At 66.5% G+C, this 19,127-nt stretch carries 18 protein-coding genes and 1 pseudogene; 8 read left to right on the top strand and 11 right to left on the bottom strand.

What is annotated here, in order from left to right; genetic code table 11:
• Nucleotides 1-1,170 (top strand): NAD(P)/FAD-dependent oxidoreductase, encoded by a 1,170-nt coding sequence (locus tag TY51_RS11375; RefSeq protein ID WP_042249753.1) that lies wholly within the window; start codon nt 1-3, stop codon nt 1,168-1,170.
• Between the two features lie 82 nt (nt 1,171-1,252).
• Here TY51_RS11375 and TY51_RS11370 read toward each other — a convergent pair whose 3' ends face one another.
• The 4 genes from TY51_RS11370 to TY51_RS11355 are packed head-to-tail and all read right to left on the bottom strand — an operon-like array spanning nt 1,253 to nt 5,709.
• On the bottom strand, nt 1,253-2,473 hold the full coding sequence (locus TY51_RS11370; protein WP_052650079.1) for a mechanosensitive ion channel family protein: 1,221 nt from the start codon (nt 2,471-2,473) through the stop codon (nt 1,253-1,255).
• Nucleotides 2,470-3,312 (bottom strand): 3-deoxy-8-phosphooctulonate synthase, encoded by an 843-nt coding sequence (gene kdsA / locus TY51_RS11365; protein WP_042249751.1) that lies wholly within the window; start codon nt 3,310-3,312, stop codon nt 2,470-2,472. Before kdsA ends, TY51_RS11370 begins: the two co-directional genes overlap by 4 nt.
• Nucleotides 3,309-5,072 carry a capsule biosynthesis protein gene (locus TY51_RS11360; protein WP_042249749.1) on the bottom strand — a complete coding sequence of 588 codons (1,764 nt, stop codon included), beginning with the start codon at nt 5,070-5,072 and terminating at the stop codon, nt 3,309-3,311. The genes kdsA and TY51_RS11360 overlap by 4 nt, the downstream gene beginning before the upstream one ends.
• On the bottom strand, nt 5,056-5,709 hold the full coding sequence (locus TY51_RS11355; protein WP_042249748.1) for an ABC transporter ATP-binding protein: 654 nt from the start codon (nt 5,707-5,709) through the stop codon (nt 5,056-5,058). Before TY51_RS11355 ends, TY51_RS11360 begins: the two co-directional genes overlap by 17 nt.
• A gap of 169 nt (nt 5,710-5,878) precedes the next feature.
• Between TY51_RS11355 and TY51_RS11350 the strand changes: the two are divergent.
• From TY51_RS11350 to TY51_RS11330, 5 genes and pseudogenes are all read left to right on the top strand, one after another.
• Nucleotides 5,879-6,469, top strand: a pseudogene (locus tag TY51_RS11350) (uracil-DNA glycosylase family protein).
• Between the two features lie 131 nt (nt 6,470-6,600).
• Entirely contained in the window at nt 6,601-7,566 is a 966-nt protein-coding gene (locus TY51_RS11345; protein ID WP_042249746.1) for a TAXI family TRAP transporter solute-binding subunit, read from the top strand.
• An 83-nt stretch (nt 7,567-7,649) separates the two neighbouring features.
• Nucleotides 7,650-10,454 carry a TRAP transporter permease gene (locus TY51_RS11340; protein WP_081994917.1) on the top strand — a complete coding sequence of 935 codons (2,805 nt, stop codon included), beginning with the start codon at nt 7,650-7,652 and terminating at the stop codon, nt 10,452-10,454.
• Nucleotides 10,447-10,872: a universal stress protein gene (locus TY51_RS11335; RefSeq protein ID WP_042249744.1), complete on the top strand. Its 426-nt coding sequence runs from the start codon at nt 10,447-10,449 to the stop codon at nt 10,870-10,872. Before TY51_RS11340 ends, TY51_RS11335 begins: the two co-directional genes overlap by 8 nt.
• A 3-nt stretch (nt 10,873-10,875) precedes the next feature.
• Nucleotides 10,876-12,540, top strand: a complete 1,665-nt coding sequence (locus TY51_RS11330; protein ID WP_042249743.1) for a formate--tetrahydrofolate ligase — start codon at nt 10,876-10,878, stop codon at nt 12,538-12,540.
• Nucleotides 12,541-12,545: 5 nt separating this feature from the next.
• Here the strand turns inward: TY51_RS11330 and TY51_RS22715 are convergent, their stop codons facing one another.
• Nucleotides 12,546-12,710, bottom strand: coding sequence for a hypothetical protein (locus TY51_RS22715; protein WP_197054741.1), 165 nt, complete (start codon nt 12,708-12,710; stop codon nt 12,546-12,548).
• Entirely contained in the window at nt 12,674-13,597 is a 924-nt protein-coding gene (locus tag TY51_RS20315; RefSeq protein ID WP_052650075.1) for a hypothetical protein, read from the bottom strand. The genes TY51_RS22715 and TY51_RS20315 overlap by 37 nt, the downstream gene beginning before the upstream one ends.
• A gap of 496 nt (nt 13,598-14,093) precedes the next feature.
• Between TY51_RS20315 and TY51_RS11310 the strand changes: the two genes are divergently transcribed.
• Nucleotides 14,094-15,689, top strand: coding sequence for a peptide chain release factor 3 (locus TY51_RS11310; RefSeq protein ID WP_042249736.1), 1,596 nt, complete (start codon nt 14,094-14,096; stop codon nt 15,687-15,689).
• A gap of 3 nt (nt 15,690-15,692) precedes the next feature.
• Here the strand turns inward: TY51_RS11310 and TY51_RS11305 are convergent, their stop codons facing one another.
• From TY51_RS11305 to TY51_RS11295, 3 genes are all read right to left on the bottom strand, one after another.
• Nucleotides 15,693-16,544 carry a transglutaminase family protein gene (locus TY51_RS11305; RefSeq protein WP_042249734.1) on the bottom strand — a complete coding sequence of 284 codons (852 nt, stop codon included), beginning with the start codon at nt 16,542-16,544 and terminating at the stop codon, nt 15,693-15,695.
• Nucleotides 16,544-16,966 carry an OsmC family protein gene (locus TY51_RS11300; protein ID WP_042249732.1) on the bottom strand — a complete coding sequence of 141 codons (423 nt, stop codon included), beginning with the start codon at nt 16,964-16,966 and terminating at the stop codon, nt 16,544-16,546. Before TY51_RS11300 ends, TY51_RS11305 begins: the two co-directional genes overlap by 1 nt.
• A gap of 61 nt (nt 16,967-17,027) precedes the next feature.
• On the bottom strand, nt 17,028-18,194 hold the full coding sequence (locus TY51_RS11295) for a deoxyguanosinetriphosphate triphosphohydrolase (RefSeq protein ID WP_042249730.1): 1,167 nt from the start codon (nt 18,192-18,194) through the stop codon (nt 17,028-17,030).
• 74 nt (nt 18,195-18,268) lie between these two features.
• On the opposite strand from TY51_RS11295, the gene TY51_RS11290 reads away from it, so the two are divergent.
• The gene (locus TY51_RS11290) at nt 18,269-18,592 is read left to right on the top strand and encodes an iron-sulfur cluster assembly accessory protein (protein WP_042249727.1); all 324 of its coding nucleotides are present in this window, start codon (nt 18,269-18,271) and stop codon (nt 18,590-18,592) included.
• Here TY51_RS11290 and TY51_RS11285 read toward each other — a convergent pair.
• Complete coding sequence (locus tag TY51_RS11285) at nt 18,589-18,993, bottom strand: hypothetical protein (protein ID WP_042249724.1); 405 nt, start codon at nt 18,991-18,993, stop codon at nt 18,589-18,591. The two genes, TY51_RS11290 and TY51_RS11285, sit on opposite strands and share 4 nt — an antisense overlap.
• Nucleotides 18,972-19,121 (bottom strand): hypothetical protein, encoded by a 150-nt coding sequence (locus tag TY51_RS21905; protein WP_156117989.1) that lies wholly within the window; start codon nt 19,119-19,121, stop codon nt 18,972-18,974. Before TY51_RS21905 ends, TY51_RS11285 begins: the two co-directional genes overlap by 22 nt.
• Nucleotides 19,122-19,127: the final 6 nt, after the last annotated feature.

The raw sequence follows: 19,127 nt of genomic DNA, 5'->3' as shown, positions 1-19,127 counted from the left end.
ATGGAACACGCCGATATCGTCATTCTGGGGGCCGGGGCGGCCGGATTGTTCTGCGCGGGCTCTGCCCTTGCGCAGGGCAGGCAGATCATCGTGCTGGATCATGCGCCCACGCCCGCCGAAAAAATTCGTATTTCGGGCGGAGGGCGGTGCAATTTCACCAACCTTGCGACGGGGCCGGACCGATTCCTGTCGGACAACCCTCGCTTTGCGGCCAGCGCCCTCGCGCGCTATCGCCCGCAGGCGTTTGTCGATCTGGTCGACCGCGCGGGAATCGCTTGGCACGAAAAGACCCAGGGACAGCTGTTCTGCGACGGCAAGGCCACCCAGATCACCGAGATGCTGCTGGATCGCATGGCCGGGGCGGAGCTGCGCCTTGGCACGCGCATCGACGGGGTCGCGCAGGATGGTGACCGTTTCGTGGTCGCGACCGCGGGCGGGCCAATCACCGCGGGGCGGGTCGTGGTCGCGACAGGCGGCAAATCGATCCCCAAGATCGGGGCGACGGGGCTGGGCTATGACCTTGCCCGCCAGTTCGGGTTGCGCCTGATCGACACGCGCCCCGCGCTGGTGCCACTGACCTTCGCGGAACAGGATCTGGCGCTGTGTCGCCCTTTGGCCGGTCTGTCGGTCGAGGCGCGGATCACCCACGGCAAGGGCAGCTTTCGCGATGCGCTTCTGTTCACGCATCGCGGGCTCAGCGGGCCGGTGATCCTGCAGATCTCCAGCTTTTGGCAGGCCGGAGAGGTGTTGACTGTCGATCTGGCCCCTGACCGTGACATCGCTGCCGAGCTGAAGGCCGCACGCGGCGGCAAGGCGCAGGTGGCGACGGTCCTGGCCCAGATGCTGCCGGAACGGCTGGCGCAATCCGTCGCTGCGGACGCAGGGCTGGCGCAGGCGCGGCTGGCCGATCAGCCGAACGCCCGGCTGGATGCGCTTGGAGCGCGCGTAAACCGCTGGCAGGTCCGGCCGGTGGGCACCGAAGGCTATCGCACCGCCGAAGTCACGCTTGGCGGCGTGGACACGCGCGATCTGGATGCGCGGACCATGCAGGCGCGGCAGGTGCCGGGGCTGGCCTTCATCGGGGAATGCGTCGACGTGACGGGCTGGCTGGGTGGTTACAACTTCCAGTGGGCCTGGGCGTCGGCGGATGCCGCCGGGCGCGCGGCCTAGGCCCGCGGCGTCGGGCTGAGCAGGTCGCGACCGTCGTCGATGCGGCCACGTTCGACCATCTCCTCGAAGGCGGCGTCGGAATTCAGGTCTGACAGACGCGCATCCGCGGGACGCGAGGGGCGGGCAGGGGTCGGGCGGGCTCGGCCTCGGGCTGTTCCAGGCGGATACGGTGGACCGGTTCCGGCACCAGATAACCCTTGGTGTCCAACGCATGGCGCAGCAGCCGGAACGCCTCTCCCCGGGCCAGGTCGAAATCGGTGCCGTCCTGGGACACCCATCCGCCGGCGCGGATCATCACATGATCCGGCCCCTGTGCGTCCAGCCAGGCGACGGGTTCGGGGCGTTTCAGCACGAAATCCATCCCTGCCAGCGCCTTGAGCACCACATCGCGGGCGCGCCCCAGATCGGCGGCCGGATCGATGGTCAGATCGACCATGAAACGGCGTTCCGGGTTGCGCGTGTAATTGGTCAGGACGGCTTTGTAGATGATCTGGTTCGGGATGTGGATGTGGTTGCCGTCCAGCGTCAGCAGGGTCGTGCCACGGCTGGTCAGGCGGATCACCCGACCGCGCAGACCGTTGACTTCGATCAGGTCGTTGGGGTTGAAGGGCTGACGCAGCGACAGCAGCATCGTGGCGACGAACCCCTCGATCGTGTCGCGGGCCGCAAACGAAAGCGACAGGCCAAAGATACCCGCCGCGCCCAGCAGCGTCCCCAACAGCGCCCGTGCCCCCATCAGGTCCAGCGCCACCACCAGCGCCACGATCCACGCAGTCAGCCGGATCGTCTGCGCCAGAAATCCGGCGATGAACGGGTTGGGCGCGATGCCCGACAGGGTCCGTTCCCGCCGCGACAGCCAGCCGCCCGCCAGCACGATCAGAGCCCCAACGGCCAAGCCAAGCGCCATGAAGGGCAGGCCGGCGATCACCGCCGTCATGCGCGACTGAAAGCGGTCGCGGACGGAAACCAGGCGTGTGCCCAAGTCGGTGGACAGGATCACCTGATCCTCGATCGCCACGACGCCCTCGACGCGGGCCAGAAGCGATTCCAGGCGGGCAATGGTCTGTTGTTCCGTCACCTCGCCGATCAGCGTGACGATCCCGGCATCGACGCGCGCGCGAACGCCATCGAATTCAGGGACCTGTGCCAAAATGCTGGAAATGCGCGACAGGATCGCCAGATCCGTCGCGCGATTGTCCTGGGTCGAGATCGCGCCGCTTGGCGACTGCGGCGCGGAAGGGTCGGGCACCTGCGCGACAGCGGGTCCCGCCAGCGCCAGCAGGATCAGCAGAATGCGGATCATGCGGACAGCGGGTCGGCCTTTGCCAGCCGGTCGAAGGCCATCAGCGACGCGATCAATGCCGGCATCTGGTCCAGCGGGATCATGTTCGGCCCGTCCGATGGGGCGGTGTCGGGAGCCTCGTGCGTCTCGATGAAGACGCCGGCGACGCCCAGGGCCACCGCGGCGCGAGCCATGACCGGCGCGAATTCGCGCTGTCCGCCGGAACTGCCGCCCTGGCCGCCGGGCTGCTGGACCGAATGGGTCGCGTCCATGATCACCGGATACCCGGTGCGTGCCATGATCGGCAGCGACCGCATGTCGGCCACCAAGGTGTTGTAGCCGAAGCTGGCCCCGCGTTCGGTCAGCAGGATGTTGTCGTTGCCGGTCGACGCGACCTTGTCGGCGACATTGGGCATGTCCCACGGCGCCAGGAACTGACCCTTCTTGATGTTGACCACCGCGCCGGTGCGTCCCGCCGTCAGCAGCAGGTCGGTCTGGCGGCACAGAAACGCCGGGATCTGGATCACGTCCACCACCTGTGCGGCGCGCACCGCCTGGTCGGCGTCGTGGATGTCGGTCAGCACCGGACAGCCGAACCGGTCGCGGACCGCGGCCAGGATCTCCAGCCCCTCGTCGATGCCCAGGCCCCGGCGGCCCGACAGCGATGTGCGGTTCGCCTTGTCGTAGCTGGCCTTGAACACGAAGGACGCACCCGCATCGGCGCAGGCCTTGGCCATGACCTCGGCGATCATCAGCGCGTGATCCAGGCTTTCCAGCTGGCAGGGTCCGGCGATCACCGTCAGCGGCAGGTCGTTGCCGCAGGTGATCGAGCCGATGGGGATATGCTTGGCAGTCGTCATGTCGATACCTGTTCGCGTAGGATGGAGGCCGTCAGCGACAGCATCAGATAGATACCCGAAAACACCAGGAATGCCACCAGGGTGTTCTGGAAGGCGCGGGGATAGGTGGCCTCGTCCGGCGGGATGGGCGCGATGGACAGCGACAGATAGCGGACCTGCTTGTTCGCCTCGATGCGCGCGGTCTCCATCTGGGCGGCGGCGGCGGCCAGCATTTCCTGGCGGGTCAGCATCTCGGCCTCGGCCACGCGCAGCTCTCCGCCGATGGCGGCAAGCGAGCTGCGGGTATCGTTCCCTTGCGTCAGCTGCTGGCGGGTCTGGGCGATCAGGTCGCGTAGGCGGGTGATGTCACCCTCGACGGTGGCGACGCGGCTTTGCAGCGGGCGGGCATTGGCCTGCAGCTGGCCCAGTTCCAGCTGCTTTTCGGCCAGTTGGCCTTCCAGCATGCTGACCTGCGCCATCACCACACCGCTTTCGGCGACCGGGTCCAGCACGCCCAGCCTCTCCTGCAGCTCCTGGACGCGGACCTGGGCTGCCAGCATCTTTTCCTCGGCATCCTGATAGGTCTCACGCGCGCCGTCCATCTGGTCGGCCCGCATGCGCGAGGTCAGGGCGTCAACTAATTGTTCGGCATAGGAAATCAGCGCGCGGGAAAACTGTTCGGACAGCTGCGGATCGGGGGCGATGACTTCCATGTTCAACACGCCTTCGGTCGGGTCATAGCCGATCTTGACGGAATCCTTGTACAGGCTGAACGTCGCCTCGTTCGTGGCATCCGCGGGCAGGCGCTTGATCGCGTCCACGGAAGGGTCCTGGAACGCGCGGCGGAACCCCAGATCCTCGTCCAGGCGCAGCATCGCATCGCGCGAGGTCAGATAGCTTTGCACCGCGACCGCATCCTGGTTCGTGCCCAGGCCGGACCCGCCCAGCATCCCGCCCAGACCGCCGGCACTGGACCCGCTTTCGGCCGACTGGATCTGGAACTGCGACACCGTGGCGAACAGTGGAGAGGCATAGCGCCCGTAATAGATGCCCACCAGCGCGGTCGGCAGGAACACGAACAGCGCCAGCCGCATCGCCAGCATCGCCATGCGGCGGCGGCGGCGGCGGGCCAGGTCGCGCTGGATGCGATAGATCTCGGCGGAGCGCTTTTCTTCGGTCAGCTCCTCTCGCGACGGCAAAGCGGGGCGGCCGGGGGGTGCCGGGCTGCGGTTGGGCAGGATCGACGGAACAGGGGCCTGCCGCACGGCCGGCGCGTTGGGCGAGGGTGCCGCCTGTGCGCGCGTGCCCTCGGATGACAGGATGCTGCCGACGGCGCTGCGGTGCGACGGGTCGATCCCGCGTTCGCGCAGGCGCAGCACGGCTTCCTCTGCTGAGGAAACCTCGATCTGGTGGAGGGCGGCGATGCGCTTGGCGATGCGCAGCTGGCGCTCGGACAGCTTTTCGGCACGGATGGCCGCCAGCTGAGCCTCGATATCGCCAGTCTCCGCAGCAGGTGCGGCAGGGGTGTCCTTGGCGGGGGCGGGCGGGGTCAGGCGAAAATCGCCAAGACCGTCGTCGATTGGTTCCGTCGACAGGAACCGTTCCAGCCGGGCCTGGCGTTCGGACGTGTCCGACGGCGGTGCGTCGCTGCGGCGTGCGACCTCCAGCCGGGGTGGGGCGGGGGTGTCCGCCGCAGGCTGATCCCCCGGCGGGGGCGTCTGCGGCGTGACCGAGGCCATCGCCTGCGTGTTGTACCGGCGCGCTTTAGGAGGTGTAGTCATAATATTGCTTGGCCTCGTCGAGGGTCTCGAACAGATACAGCCTGCCATCACGCAGGATCGCGGCACGGTTGCAGAATTTCTCGATCGTGCTGGGCTGGTGGGACACGATCACCGTGGTCGCGGTCTGCAGCCGCTCGAACAGCACGCGACCGGCCTTGCGGTTGAATTCCACGTCGGTGGTCTGGGGCATGCCCTCGTCGATCAGGTAGATGTCGAAATCCAGCGCCAGCAGCAGGGAAAAGTTGAAACGCTGCTTCATGCCCGTCGAATACGTCCCCACCGGCATGTCGAAATATTCGTGGATGTCGCACAGCCAGCGCGTGAAGGCCGACACGTAATCCGGGTCCAGCCCATAGATGCGCGCGATATAGCGGGCGTTCTCGTTGCCGGTATGGCGCGTGACCAGGCCGCCCATGAATCCCAGAGGAAACGAGATGCGGCATTCGCGGCGGATCTTGCCCTCGTCGGGCTTTTCCAGGCCGCACATCATGTTCACAAGAGTGGTCTTGCCGGTGCCGTTGGGGGCAAGGATGCCAAGCGACTGGCCCAGCTCCACCCGGAACGAGGCCTGCTCGAGGATGATCTTGTGCTGCTTGCCGGTCCAGAAAGACTTGGACACATTGTCAAATTCAAGCATGGCCTTGCTTTACCAACGAATTTCGGCACGAGGCGTGCCATGCCGGGTGCCTCGACTGCCAAGGCGACCTTAGGGTGGGCCGGACAGGGTGTCCAGCCTTGCCATCGGGCCCGATAATTTGTGATCTGACCAGCCTTATATCACCGCAATTTCGCCATAAATGCGATGCATGTCGCATTCAGACGCCCCGTTGGCCGACCGTATCGGTGCCTGCCGGCTGTGCGCGGACCGCTTTGCCGTGACCGCCACGCGCCATGCGCCGCGTCCCGTGGTCTGGTTCTGACCCGGGGCGCGTATCCTGATCGTGGGGCAGGCACCGGGTGCACGGGTCCATGACAGCGGGCAGCCGTTCACCGACCGATCCGGTGACAGGCTGCGCGAATGGATGGGGGTGGACCCCGCGACCTTCTACGACCGCGACCGCATCGCCATCGTGCCGATGGCCTTCTGCTTTCCGGGATACGACGCCAAGGGGTCGGACCTGCCGCCCCCGCCGATCTGCGCGGCGACCTGGCGGCAGCAGGTCATGGACCAGCTTGATCCGCAACTGACCCTGCTGGTCGGCGGGCACGCGATGCGCTGGCATCTGGGCGCGCGCAATGTCACGCAGACCGTGCGGGACTGGCGCACCCATGCGCCTGCGGTCTTTCCGCTGCCCCATCCCAGCTGGCGCAACACCGGATGGCTGCGGGCCAATCCGTGGTTCGCGTCCGACCTGCTGCCGGTGTTGCGGGACCGGGTTGCGACCCTTCTGGGCTGATGAGGCGTTCTAAACCCGGTTTGACCGCGCGCCGGGCTTGTGTTTCACACACGCATCCGTGACGATAAGATCATCCAGCGGGGACGCGCCGATCGCGCTTGCCTGCCAAACAAGATTAGGGAGAAGCCGACATGGTCAAATTGAAACCGATCCTGCTGAGCACCGTCATGGTGCTGGGCGCCACGCCGCTGATGGCGCAGGAAGAACAGTTCATCACCATCGGCACGGGCGGCCAGACCGGCGTCTATTACGTCGTGGGTCAGTCGATCTGCCGCCTGGTAAACCGCGACACGGCCACCACGGGCCTGCGCTGCACCGCGCCCGCCACGGGCGGGTCGATCGACAACATCAACCAGATCAAGTCCGGCGGGATGACCATGGGCGTGGCCCAGTCCGACTGGCAGTTCCACGCCTATAACGGCAGCTCGGACTATGAAGGCGACGCCTTCACCGACCTGCGCGCCGTGTTCGCCGTCCACCCCGAGCCCTTTACCGTCGTCGCCCGCGCCGACAGCGGGGTCGAGACTTTCACCGATCTGGCGGGCAAGCGCGTGAATGTCGGCAACCCCGGTTCCGGATCGCGCGGCACGTTCGAGGTCGTTCTGGACGCCATGGGCATGAGCATGGACGACTTCGCGCTGTCGTCGGAACTGCGCCCCGCCGAACAGTCGGCCGCCCTGGGCGACAACCAGGTCGATGCGATCAGCTATACCGTGGGCCATCCCAACGGCTCGATCCAGGAGGCGACCTCGACCGTGGCCGCGACCCTGGTCGACGTGTCCGGAGAGGCGATCGACACGCTGATCGCGGACAACCCGTTCTACTCCAAGGTGGTGATTCCCGGCGGCATGTATGCCGGCAACGACGAGGATACCGAGACCTTCGGCGTCAAGGCGACCTTCGTAACCTCGGCCGCGATTCCGGACGAGACGGTGTACCAGGTGGTCAAGGCGGTCTTCGACAACTTCGACCGCTTCAAGGGCCTGCACCCGGCATTCGCCTCGCTGACCCCCGAGGAGATGATCGCCGACGGCAACAGCGCGCCCCTGCACCCCGGTGCCGAGCGCTACTATCGCGAACAGGGCTGGGTCGAGTGATCCACGCCTGACCGGGGCGGCCCCAACGGGCCGCCCTTCATCATGATCAACGAACAACAAGACGCATCGCAGGGGGTGCCGTGATGAGCGACGACAACAAGACCAGGGAGCGCCAGCAGCAGGCCAGCGCGGTCGAGATGCAGGCCGCGGGCCGCGGTGCCCTGACCCAGGAAGAACTGGACGAACTCGTCGCCTCCGCGGATACCGGCGCGCGCACGCCGCCGGGTGTGGTGGGCAAGCTGATCCTGGGCGTGGCCCTGTGCTGGTCGCTGTTCCAGCTGTGGATCGCCTCTCCGCTGCCCTTCATGCTGAACTTTGCCATCATCAGCGCCACGGATGCCCGCGCGGTCCACCTGGCCTTCGCGCTGTTTCTGGCTTTCATGGCCTACCCCGCTGAAAAATCACCGTTCCAGCTGGCCCTTGGGGTGTCGGTTCCGGTGATCCTGTCGGGCCTGTTCATCTATGGCGCGCCCGCGACCATGCCGATCTGGTGGCTGGCGCTGGCCGGTGGGGGCATCGTTGCGGCGGTGCTGCTGGGCAGTCCCAAGAGCCGCGTTCCGCCCTGGGAATGGGCGCTGGCGCTGCTGGGCGTGGCCGTCACCATGTACGTCTTTGTCAACAGCGACGCGCTTGGCCGCCGGGTCGGCGCGCCGATCACCATCGACCTGATCGTGGCCGTGGTGGGCATCCTGCTGCTGCTGGAGGCCACGCGTCGCAGCCTTGGCCCGGCCCTGATGATCGTGGCCACGGTGTTCCTGGCCTATACCTTCCTGGGTCCCTACATGCCGTCGATCATCGCGCATCGCGGCAATTCGCTGGCCGAGGTCGCCAACCACCAATGGGTCACGACCGAGGGCATCTTCGGTATCGCCCTGGGCGTATCGACCAGCTTCGTCTTCCTGTTCGTGCTGTTCGGCGCCCTGTTGGACAAGGCCGGGGCCGGCAACTATTTCATCCAGGTCGCCTTTTCGCTGATGGGTCACCTGCGGGGCGGACCGGCCAAGGCCGCCGTCGTCAGCAGCGCCATGACCGGGCTGATTTCCGGGTCCTCCATCGCCAACGTGGTGACCACGGGCACCTTCACCATCCCGCTGATGAAGAAGGTGGGCTTTTCCAGCGAAAAGGCAGGTGCGGTGGAAACCGCGTCATCGGTCAACGGTCAAATCATGCCACCGGTCATGGGCGCCGCGGCCTTCCTGATGGTCGAATACGTGGGCATCCCCTATTTCGACGTGGTCAAGCACGCCTTCCTGCCCGCCACGATCAGCTATATCGCGCTGGTCTATATCGTGCACCTGGAGGCGATGAAGGCCGGGATGCAGGGCCTGCCGCGTGCCTATACGCCGCCGCCGCTGCTGCGCCGGCTGATGTTCACGGCCTTTCTGATCGCGGGCATCTGCGCGCTGTCGCTGGCGGTCTATTACCTGATGGGCTGGATCCGTCCGGCCTTTGGGTCCGCCGCGCCCTATGTCGTCTTCGGCATCCTGACCGCGGCCTATGTGGGCCTGCTGTGGGTCGCCTCGCGCGAGGAACCGCTGCAGATCGACGATCCCAACGCGCCGGTGACGGAACTGCCGCTGCCTGGGCCGACGGTCCGGTCGGGGCTGCATTTCATCCTGCCCGTCGTCGTGCTTGTCTGGGCGCTGATGGTGGACCGTCTGTCGCCGGGCCTGTCGGCCTTCTGGGCGACGGCCTACATGATCTTTATCCTGCTGACGCAGCGGCCGCTGATGGTGATGCTGCGCGGATCGGACCGCACCGGAAACGCCCGCACCGGGCGCGCGCTGCGGGCCGGGTTCGACGACCTGGTGGATGGCCTGATTTCCGGCGCGCGCAACATGATCGGCATCGGCATCGCCACGGCGACCGCGGGCATCATCGTGGGCGCGGTCAGCCAGACCGGCGTGGGATCGGCCCTGGCCGAGGTCGTCGAGGTCCTGTCGGGCGGCAACCTGCTGGCCATCCTGGGCCTGACCGCGGTCCTGTCGCTGATCTTGGGGATGGGGCTGCCGACCACGGCGAACTATATCGTCGTCTCGGCGCTGCTGGCGCCGGTCATCGTGACGCTTGGCCAGCAGAACGGGCTGATCGTGCCGCTGATCGCGGTGCACCTGTTCGTGTTCTATTTTGGCATCATGGCCGATGTGACCCCGCCCGTGGGCCTGGCGTCCTTCGCCGCCGCGGCCGTGTCGGGGGGCGATCCGATCAAGACCGGTGTCATCGCCTTCGGCTACAGCATGCGGACGGCGGTGCTGCCGTTCCTGTTCATCTTCAACACCGACCTGCTGCTGATCGATGTGGGCTGGGGGCAGGGGATCTTTGTCTTCATCACCGCGACCATCGCGATGCTGCTGTTCGCGGCGGCGACGCAGGGGTGGTTCCTGGTCCGCAGCAAGCTGTGGGAGACGGCGATGCTGCTGCTGATCGCGTTCACGATCTTCCGGCCCGGCTTCTTCTGGGGCTATGTCTTCCCGCCGTTCGAGGAACGTCCCGGGTCGGAGCTGGTGCAGGCCCTTGACGCCAGCGAGGTCGGCGACGGCCTGCGCCTGCGCATCGCCGGGCTGAACGATATCGGCAACCCGGTCGAATTCACTGCCCTGCTGGCCGTCCCAGAAGGCGCAACCGGCGAGGAGCGGCTGGAGGCCACGGGAATCACCCTGATCCAGGATGGCGACCGCACGCTGATCGACAACGTGGCCTTCGACAGCCCGGCGCAGGCGGCGGGGCTGGACTGGGATCAGACCGTGCTTGCCGTGAATGCCCCGGCGGCCGCACCGTCGCGGTACTGGATCTATATCCCGGCCTTCCTGCTGATGGGTCTGGTGATCTGGTCGCAGCGTCGGCGCGAGACGCGCCCCCAGCCCGTGAAAGGACCGCGCCATGCATGACGTCGTGCTGTTGCCGATCGACCTTCAGCATCCCGAAAGCTGGGAAAAGGCCCTGCCTGCCGCGATGCGGCTGGCGGGCGAGCATGGCGTGATCCACCTGCTGGGGATCGTGCACGACTTTGGCAGCTCGATGGTGGCGACCTTCCTGCCCAAGGGATACGAGCAGAAGGCCCTTCAGAAGATGAAGGGCGCGTTGGACGATTTCGCCAGCCAGCATTTCCCCGACCAGTCGCGGGTGCAGGTCCATGTGGGCCACGGGCACGTGGCGGAAACGATTCTGCGCGCCGCGGCCCGCCACAAGGCCGACCTGATCGTGATGGCCAGCGACAAGCCGGACGAGCTGCGCAGCATCCTGGTCAGCCGCGATGCGAACGCGGTCGTGCGCCATTCGCCGGTCTCGGTCATGGTGGTGCGCTGAAACATGCAGACCGACCTTCAGATCGCGCGCGAGGCGACCAAGCGCCCGATCAACGACATCGCCGCCCGTCTTGGCCTGACGCCCGACCAGATCCTGCCCTATGGCCATGACAAGGCCAAGATCACCCATGACGCGCTGGCCGGTCTGACCGGGCCCGAAGGCCGGCTGATCCTGGTCACCGCCATCAACCCTACCCCTGCGGGAGAGGGCAAGACCACGACGACGGTGGGCCTGGGCGATGCACTGAACCGGATCGGCCACCGCGCCACCATCTGCATCCGCGAAGCCAGCCTTGGCCCGAACTTCGGCATGAAGGGCGGGGCGGCCGGGGGCGGGCGTGCCCAGATCGTGCCGATGGAGGAGATGAACCTTCACTTCACCGGCGATTTCCACGCCATCACATCGGCCCACAACCTGCTGGCCGCGATGATCGACAACCACATCCACTGGGGCAACGCGCTGGACATCGACACGCGACGCATCACCTGGCGGCGGGTCATGGACATGAACGACCGCGCACTGCGCGATGTCGTGGTGGGCCTTGGCGGTCCGGCGAACGGGTTTTCGCGCCAGACCGGTTTCGACATCACCGTTGCGTCCGAGGTGATGGCGATCCTGTGCCTGTCGCGCGATCTGGCCGATCTGCAGGACCGTCTTGGCCGCATCGTCGTAGGCTATGACCGCGACCGTCAGCCGGTCACCGCACGCGACCTGCAGGCGGACGGCGCGATGACCGTCCTGCTCAAGGACGCGCTGCAGCCGAACCTGGTCCAGACGTTGGAGAACAACCCGGCCTTGGTCCACGGCGGGCCGTTCGCCAATATCGCCCACGGCTGCAACAGCGTCATCGCGACGCGCGCCGCGCTGCGCCTGTCCGATTACGTGGTGACCGAAGCGGGATTTGGCGCCGATCTGGGCGCCGAGAAGTTCCTGAACATCAAGTGCCGCCTGGCGGGGCTGTCGCCGGCGGCCGTGGTGCTGGTCGCGACCGTGCGGGCGCTGAAGATGAACGGTGGCGTGGCCAAGGCCGATCTCGGGGCCGAGGATGTTGCCGCCGTCACCGCGGGTTGCGCCAATCTGGGCCGCCATATCGAGAACATCCGCAGCTTTGGCCTGCCCGTCGTCGTGGCGCTGAACCATTTCGACGGCGACACACCGGCCGAGATCGCGGCCCTTCAGGCCTATTGCGCCGATCAGGGCGTGCAGGCGATTTTGGCGCGGCACTGGGCCATGGGCGGCGCGGGGGCCGAGGATCTGGCCCGCGCGGTCGTGGCCTTGGCGGATCAGCCCGCACAATTCGCGACGCTGTACCCGGATGCGATGCCGCTGTGGGACAAGATCCAGACGATCTGCACCCATATTCACCGCGCCGCACGGGTGGAACCCGGACCCGGGGTGCTGGATCAGCTGGCGGCGTGGCAGGCGGCGGGGCATGGCCACATGCCCGTCTGCATCGCCAAGACGCAGTACAGCTTTTCGACCGACCCCGATTTGCGCGGTGCGCCCACCGGGCATGTCATCCCGGTGCGAGAGGTGCGGCTGAACGCAGGCGCGGGGTTCGTCGTGGCCATCTGCGGGCAGATCATGACCATGCCGGGCCTGCCGCGCCATCCCGCGGCCGAGGTCATCCGGCTGGACGACCTGGGGCAGGTCGAAGGGCTGTTCTGACGTAATCAGGCGGCCGCTGCAGCCATTGCTTCGGGCTCGAACAGGCGGGACAGCAGGGTCAGGCGATCGAGGCTCTCCAGCATCTGGGGCAGGGGTGCGTCCTGCGTCAGCGCCGCGACGCACAGGTGCCGGGTCATGGCGCGGATGGCGGGGGTGGCCGGGCCGTCCATGTGGTGTTGTGCCACCCGCGCGCAATCGATGAACGACACGACATCGCCCGCCACGGCGGCGCGGTCCCACATCCGGACCAACGCATCGGGCAGGGGTGTCGCGATGGCCACGGTGCGGCCTGCCAGCCACGCCGCTTCCTGATCGTCGACGCATGTCGGGCGCGCGCCTGGCGGGTCAGACCCAGCCATCCCCGCAGATGCCGGGCCGAGAACGGATCCCGAAAGCAGACCCGCCCCAAGCGCGCCAGATCGTCGGGTGCCACGTGGCGCGGGGGGGCCAGCCGGGGAAACCAGTTCTCTCCGGTTGCGCGGGACAGGCTGGTCGCCACGGACAGGGCCATGCCGGCGGGAATATCCATCGCCGCGATCCGGTCGGCCAGCTGGCGGGCTGCGGTCTGGACGGGGTGGGGCTGCAGCCAGACGGGCGCGGGCCCGTGCCAACGCTTCCACGCGGCCATGTGCAGGGCCATCGCCACTTGGACCGTCGGCTGGACCGCGTCCGCGAACGCCTGGTCCGCCGTGCCAAAGCCCAGCCTGATAGGAAATGATCCATCGGGGCGCTGGACCTGGATCAGGTCCGACATCATGTCGGCCACCGGATGGTCGTTGTCCAGCAGCCGCAGGCAGAACGCGATCCGGGCGACCGACCCCGTGCATCCCGCCCCCTGCGCCCAGTCCGCCAGCATCCGCAGGTGATCGAAGATCAGCGTGTAGGCGCGCGGATGCGACAGGCGGGGGCGCCGGGCGCCGTGGTGATAAAGCTGCATCAGCAGCTGCGCCACCTGGGCCACGTGATTGGGGGTGATCAGGGCCGGGGGCGTGGTCAGCGCGGTCTCGGCCTGCTCCAGCAGGGCAGGGTCGTCGCACAGGGCCAGCCTGTGCGGCAAGGGCAGGCGGGATCGTCGGCCAGCGCCTCGCACGCCAATTGCCACAGGGGGTCGGTCTGGGCGACCAGCCTCCCGCCAGCATCAGCCGCACCATCGCGTCGTCCCGCGCGCCGTCCAGGACGCGCAGGGCGCCTTGGCGGATCAGGTCCGGCGTCAGCCGCCGCAGCACGATGACCTCGATCGGCGAGATCCGTCCGCGCAGGCCCGACAGCACCGGCGCGACCTGTCCCACCAGCGCCAGCGCGCCGATGTCGGGATGGTCCACGGGACAGGGATCGGGCAGTGCCATGATGCGTTGGCGCAGCCATTCCAGGCCGCGATTGGACAGCAGCCGCATCAATTGGTCCAGTGATCCATCCATCTGTGCCCTCGTCCGTTTCGTGATGATCATGCGTCAAGGACGCGCATGTTCAAGAACCGGATGCAGACAATTCGCGCCATTGGCGGCATGATGCCGGGAATTGCGTCGGGCGCGCGGGCGCGCTAAAGCCGCGGCATGACAAACCGCCCCCAGCTTCCGCCCGAAATCGCCCGCCGCCGGACCTTTGCGATCATCTCGCATCCCGATGCCGGCAAGACAACGCTGACCGAGAAGTTCCTGCTGTACGGTGGCGCCATCCAGATGGCCGGACAGGTGCGTGCCAAGGGCGAGGCGCGGCGCACGCGGTCGGATTTCATGAAGATGGAACAGGATCGCGGCATTTCAGTGTCCGCGTCGGCAATGTCGTTCGATTTTGACGGACATCGCTTCAACCTGGTGGACACGCCGGGCCACAGCGATTTTTCGGAAGATACCTATCGCACGCTGACGGCGGTGGATGCGGCGATCATGGTCATCGACGGCGCCAAGGGCGTCGAATCGCAGACCCGCAAGCTGTTCGAGGTCTGCCGCCTGCGCGACCTGCCGATCCTGACGTTCTGCAACAAGATGGACCGCGAATCCCGCGACACGTTCGAGATCATCGACGAGATCCAAGAGAACCTGGCGATCGACGTGGCCCCGGCATCCTGGCCGATCGGGGTCGGGCGCGAATTCATCGGCTGCTATGACATGCTGGGCGATCGGCTGGAGCTGATGGACCGGGCCGACCGCAACAAGGTCGCGCAGTCGATCTCGATGAAGGGGCTGGACGACCCGCAGCTGGCGGAACATGTTCCCGCCGACCTGCTGGCCAAGCTGCGCGAGGAGGTCGAGATGGCGCGCGAGCTGCTGCCGACCTTTGACCACCAGTCGTTCCTGGAAGGCCACATGACGCCGATCTGGTTCGGCAGCGCGATCAACAGTTTCGGCGTGCAGGAGCTGATGCAGGGCATCAGCACCTATGGCCCGCCGCCGCAGCCCCAGAACAGCGCCGAACGCGAGATTTCGCCGGAGGAAAAGACCGTGACCGGCTTTGTGTTCAAGGTGCAGGCCAACATGGACCCCAAGCACCGCGACCGCGTGGCCTTTGTCCGGCTGGCGTCGGGGCATTTCGAACGTGGCATGAAGATGGTCCACGTGCGCACGAAAAAGCCGATGGCGGTGTCGAACCCGGTTCTGTTCCTGGCTGCTGACCGCGAACTGGCCGAGGAGGCCTGGGCGGGCGACATCATCGGCATTCCGAACCACGGCCAGCTGCGCATCGGCGACGCCCTGACCGAGGGGGAGACGCTGCGGTTCACCGGCATCCCGTCATTTGCGCCCGAACTGTTGCAGACCGTGCGCGCGACCGATCCGATGAAGGCCAAGCACCTGGAAAAGGCGCTGATGCAGTTCGCCGAGGAGGGGGCCGCCAAGGTCTTCAAGCCCGCCATCGGGTCGGGTTTCATCGTCGGCGTCGTGGGTGCGCTGCAATTCGAGGTGCTGGCCAGCCGGATCGAGCTAGAATACGGCATCCCTGTGCGGTTCGAGGGCAGCCAGTTCACCAGCGCGCGTTGGGTCAGCGGGTCCAAGCCGGTCGTCGATGCATTCGCGGAGACGAACAAGGGTCACCTGGCGCATGACCATGACGGCGATCTGGTCTATCTGACCCGCCTGCAATGGGACATCGACCGCATCGGTCGCGATCACCCTGAACTAAGGCTGACCGCGACCAAGGAGATGATGGTCTAAAACCTAGGTGGCCTGACCAAAGGCCATACCGTCCAGCTCCTGCCCGTTCTCGTCCACCGGGTGGCACCAGACGGTGAAGCCGACCAGCTGATGCGGGCCAAAGCTGGCCAGCATCGCCACATCGGCCGCGTCGCGACCCCGTGCGACGACGACGCGGCCAAGGCGGCGTTCGTTGTTGCGCGGGTCGAACGTCCACCAGCGGCCGGACAGATAGACCTCGATCCAGGCGGCAAAATCCATCGGCGCGTCGACCTTGGGCACGCCGATGTCGCCGACATAACCGTTCACATAGCGCGCCGGGATGTTCAGCGCCCGCAGATAGGCCAGCGACAGGTGGGCAAAATCGCGACAGACGGCCATGCCGCCCTTGCTGGCGTCATTGGCAGTGCGGAACACCGACGCCGTGCCATAGTCGAATTGCAGGACCTTGTGTCCGTGATCCATCACCGCTTGAACCCGGCCCCAGCCCGGCTGCAGGTGCCCGAACAGGTCCCACGCCTGCTGCGACAGCACGTCGCTTTCGACATAGCGTGATGCCATCAGATAGATCAGGGCATCGTCGGGCAGATCCTCGACCCGCGTCTCCTGGGCCGCGAAGTCGACATCGTCCCACATCTCGTCGTCGTGCAGGGTCACATCGCCGCGCAGGATGAACTCTCCGGCGGGGGCGACCATGCGGCGACAGATGTTGTCGAACAGGTCGCGATACTCATGCACGTCGACATGCGGTTCCGTGGTGACCTGTTCGGGGGCCACGAAATCGGTGTGCCGTGCCGCCTCGGGGGCGACAAGGCAGATCAGGGGGGTCGGCTGTTCGACCTTGATACGGAACTCGTGACCGACCCGGACGCGCATCAGGAAACCGAAGCGTCCATGGTGATTTCCGCGTTCAGCAGCTTGCTGATCGGGCAGCCTGCCTTGGCCTTCTCGGCAACCTCAAGGATCTTGGCCTGGTCCGCGTCGGCGGTGATCGTCGTGGTCAGGTGCGCCTTCTTGACCGCAAAGCCGTCACCCTCCTTGTCCATCGAGATGTCGGACTTGGTCTGGATCGACACACCCGAAATGCCTTCCTGTTCCAGCATCATCGCCAGCGCCATCGAAAAGCAGGACGCATGGGCCGCGCCCACCAGCTCTTCGGGGTTGGTGCCGGGCTTGTCCTCGAAACGGGTGTTGAAGCCATAGGGCTGCGCCGACAGCGCGCCCGACTTGGTCGAGACCTGGCCCTTGCCCTCTTTCAGGCCGCCAGTCCATTCAGCCGATCCGGTGCGGGTAATCATGAGATCAATCCTTTTCTTTGGTTCAGTGTTGCGCGCTCAACGCGGCAACACCATCCAAGGTTCAGGATTGCGGCATAATCAGGCGTTGATGTTCAGCAATCGCATAGCGGTCGGTCATGCCTGCAACGTAATCAAGCACCAGCCGCGCGCGTTCGGTCGGGTCGTTCAACTGCACCGCGGCATCGCGCCACTGGTCGGGCAGGCGGTCGGGGTGATCCAGATACAGCGGGAACAGATCATTCAGCATCTGGGTGACATGGTGGCGTTCCACCACCACTGACGGCGCACGATACATGCGCTGGAACAGGAAGGACTTGATGGCCTTGATGTTCTGATACAGCGGCTTGGAGAACCGGATGATCGCCCCGTCCATCGCGCGGATGTCGTCGGCCGACCGCGGCTGCAGACCGGCCAGCCGGTTCTGGGCGACGGCGATCACGTCCTCGACCATGACGCCAAAGACGCGGCGCAACGCCTCGTAGCGGCGACGGGTCGGGTCCAGGTCGGGATACAGGCGGTCGACCTCGGCAAAGGCCGGGCCGATCACGGGCAGTTCGGCCAGATCGGCCTCGGTGAACAGCCCCGCGCGCAACCCGTCATGCAGGTCGTGGTGGTTATAGGCCACGTCGTCGGCAACGGCCGCCACCTGCGCCTCGGCACTGGCATTGGTGTGCAGTTCCAGGTCCCACAGCGCATTCACGTCGCGCAGCGCATAGGGCAGGTCGCCCGTCACCGGACCGTTGTGCTTGGCGATGCCCTCCAAGCTTTCCCAAGTCAGGTTCAGCCCGTCGAAATCGGCATAGTGTCGTTCCAGACGCGTGACGATGCGCAATGCCTGGGCGTTGTGGTCGAACCCGCCATAGGGCGCCATCAGCGCCGACAGCGCGTCCTCTCCGGTATGGCCGAAGGGGGGGTGGCCCAAGTCGTGGGCCAAGGCCACGGTCTCGGCCAGGTCGGTGTTCAGGTTCAGCGCCCCGGCGATGGTGCGCGCGACCTGTGCCACTTCGATCGTGTGGGTCAGGCGGGTGCGGAAATAGTCGCCGCGATAGCCCTCACCGTCATGTTCGACAAAGACCTGCGTCTTGTGCTTCAACCGGCGGAAGGCGCTGGAATGGATGATCCGGTCGCGGTCGCGTTGCCAGGGCGACCGGAAGGTGGACAGACTTTCGTCGTGCAGACGCCCGCGGCTGTCTTGCGGCTGGCAGGCATAGGGCGCGAGTGCGGTCACGGGGTCAGCCTTCCTTGCGGGTTCACCCGGCGGACCCTATATTTGAAGCAACCAGACGAAAACGGGAACGCCCCATGAACCTGCCGCCCAAAGTGACCGACCGCGCCTATGACCGCCTGTCCCAGATCAATGCGGGCAAGGACCCGGTGCCGCTGCGCGTCGCCGTGCTGGGCGGAGGATGTTCCGGGTTCCAGTACGACATCCGTCTGGACGCGCCGGAATCCGACGACCTGATCCTTGAAAAGTCGGGACAGTCCGTGGTCGTGGACCCGGTCTCGCTGCCCTATCTGGCCGGCGCGGTGATCGATTTCACCGACGAGCTGATCGGCGCCCGCTTCGTGATCGAGAACCCGAACGCCACCGCCAGCTGCGGCTGCGGAACCAGCTTCTCGATCTAGTCGCAGGGAATGCTGCGGGGATCCAGCCGCTGTTCCAGATAGCGGAATTGCGTTCCCGACGGCAGCGTCTCGACCACCCGCGTGCTGTCCCGATCTGCCAGTTGACAGATCACCCGGTTCTGCCGGTCCGTGATGCGCAATCCGTCCCCGTCCGGTTCCAGCGTGATCGACTGCCCCTCGCGCCGCGCGCCGTCGATGCGAAAGCGCAGGGGTTCGGGCAGGGCAATGGCTGGCGTTCCGAACATGTCTGGCAGGCCCTGCCAGTCCTGCCCCGCCCCGCTGGCCACCGTCAGGCGATGATCGCCCGGCGGCACCAGCAGCCCCAGCACCGTCCCGCCACGCAGATAGGCGCTGATGACCGGCGCGCCATCCGCATCCATCAGGATGACCGCGTGATCCATCTCTGACGCGCCCGCACCTGTAAGGGGATCGTCGCGGGCAGGGGGCTGGTCTTTTCCAGCAGGCCCGTGACCGGGCGCGCGGTGGCGGCCGCGGGCAGAAACATCAGCAGGATCAGCAGTCGGATCATCACGGC

The sequence above is a fragment of the Paracoccus sp. PAMC 22219 genome (assembly GCF_000787695.1).
Taxonomy (GTDB): Bacteria; Pseudomonadota; Alphaproteobacteria; order Rhodobacterales; family Rhodobacteraceae; genus Paracoccus.
Note: the sequence above shows the minus strand (reverse complement) of the source record. Positions and strands in the feature narration are given on the sequence as shown.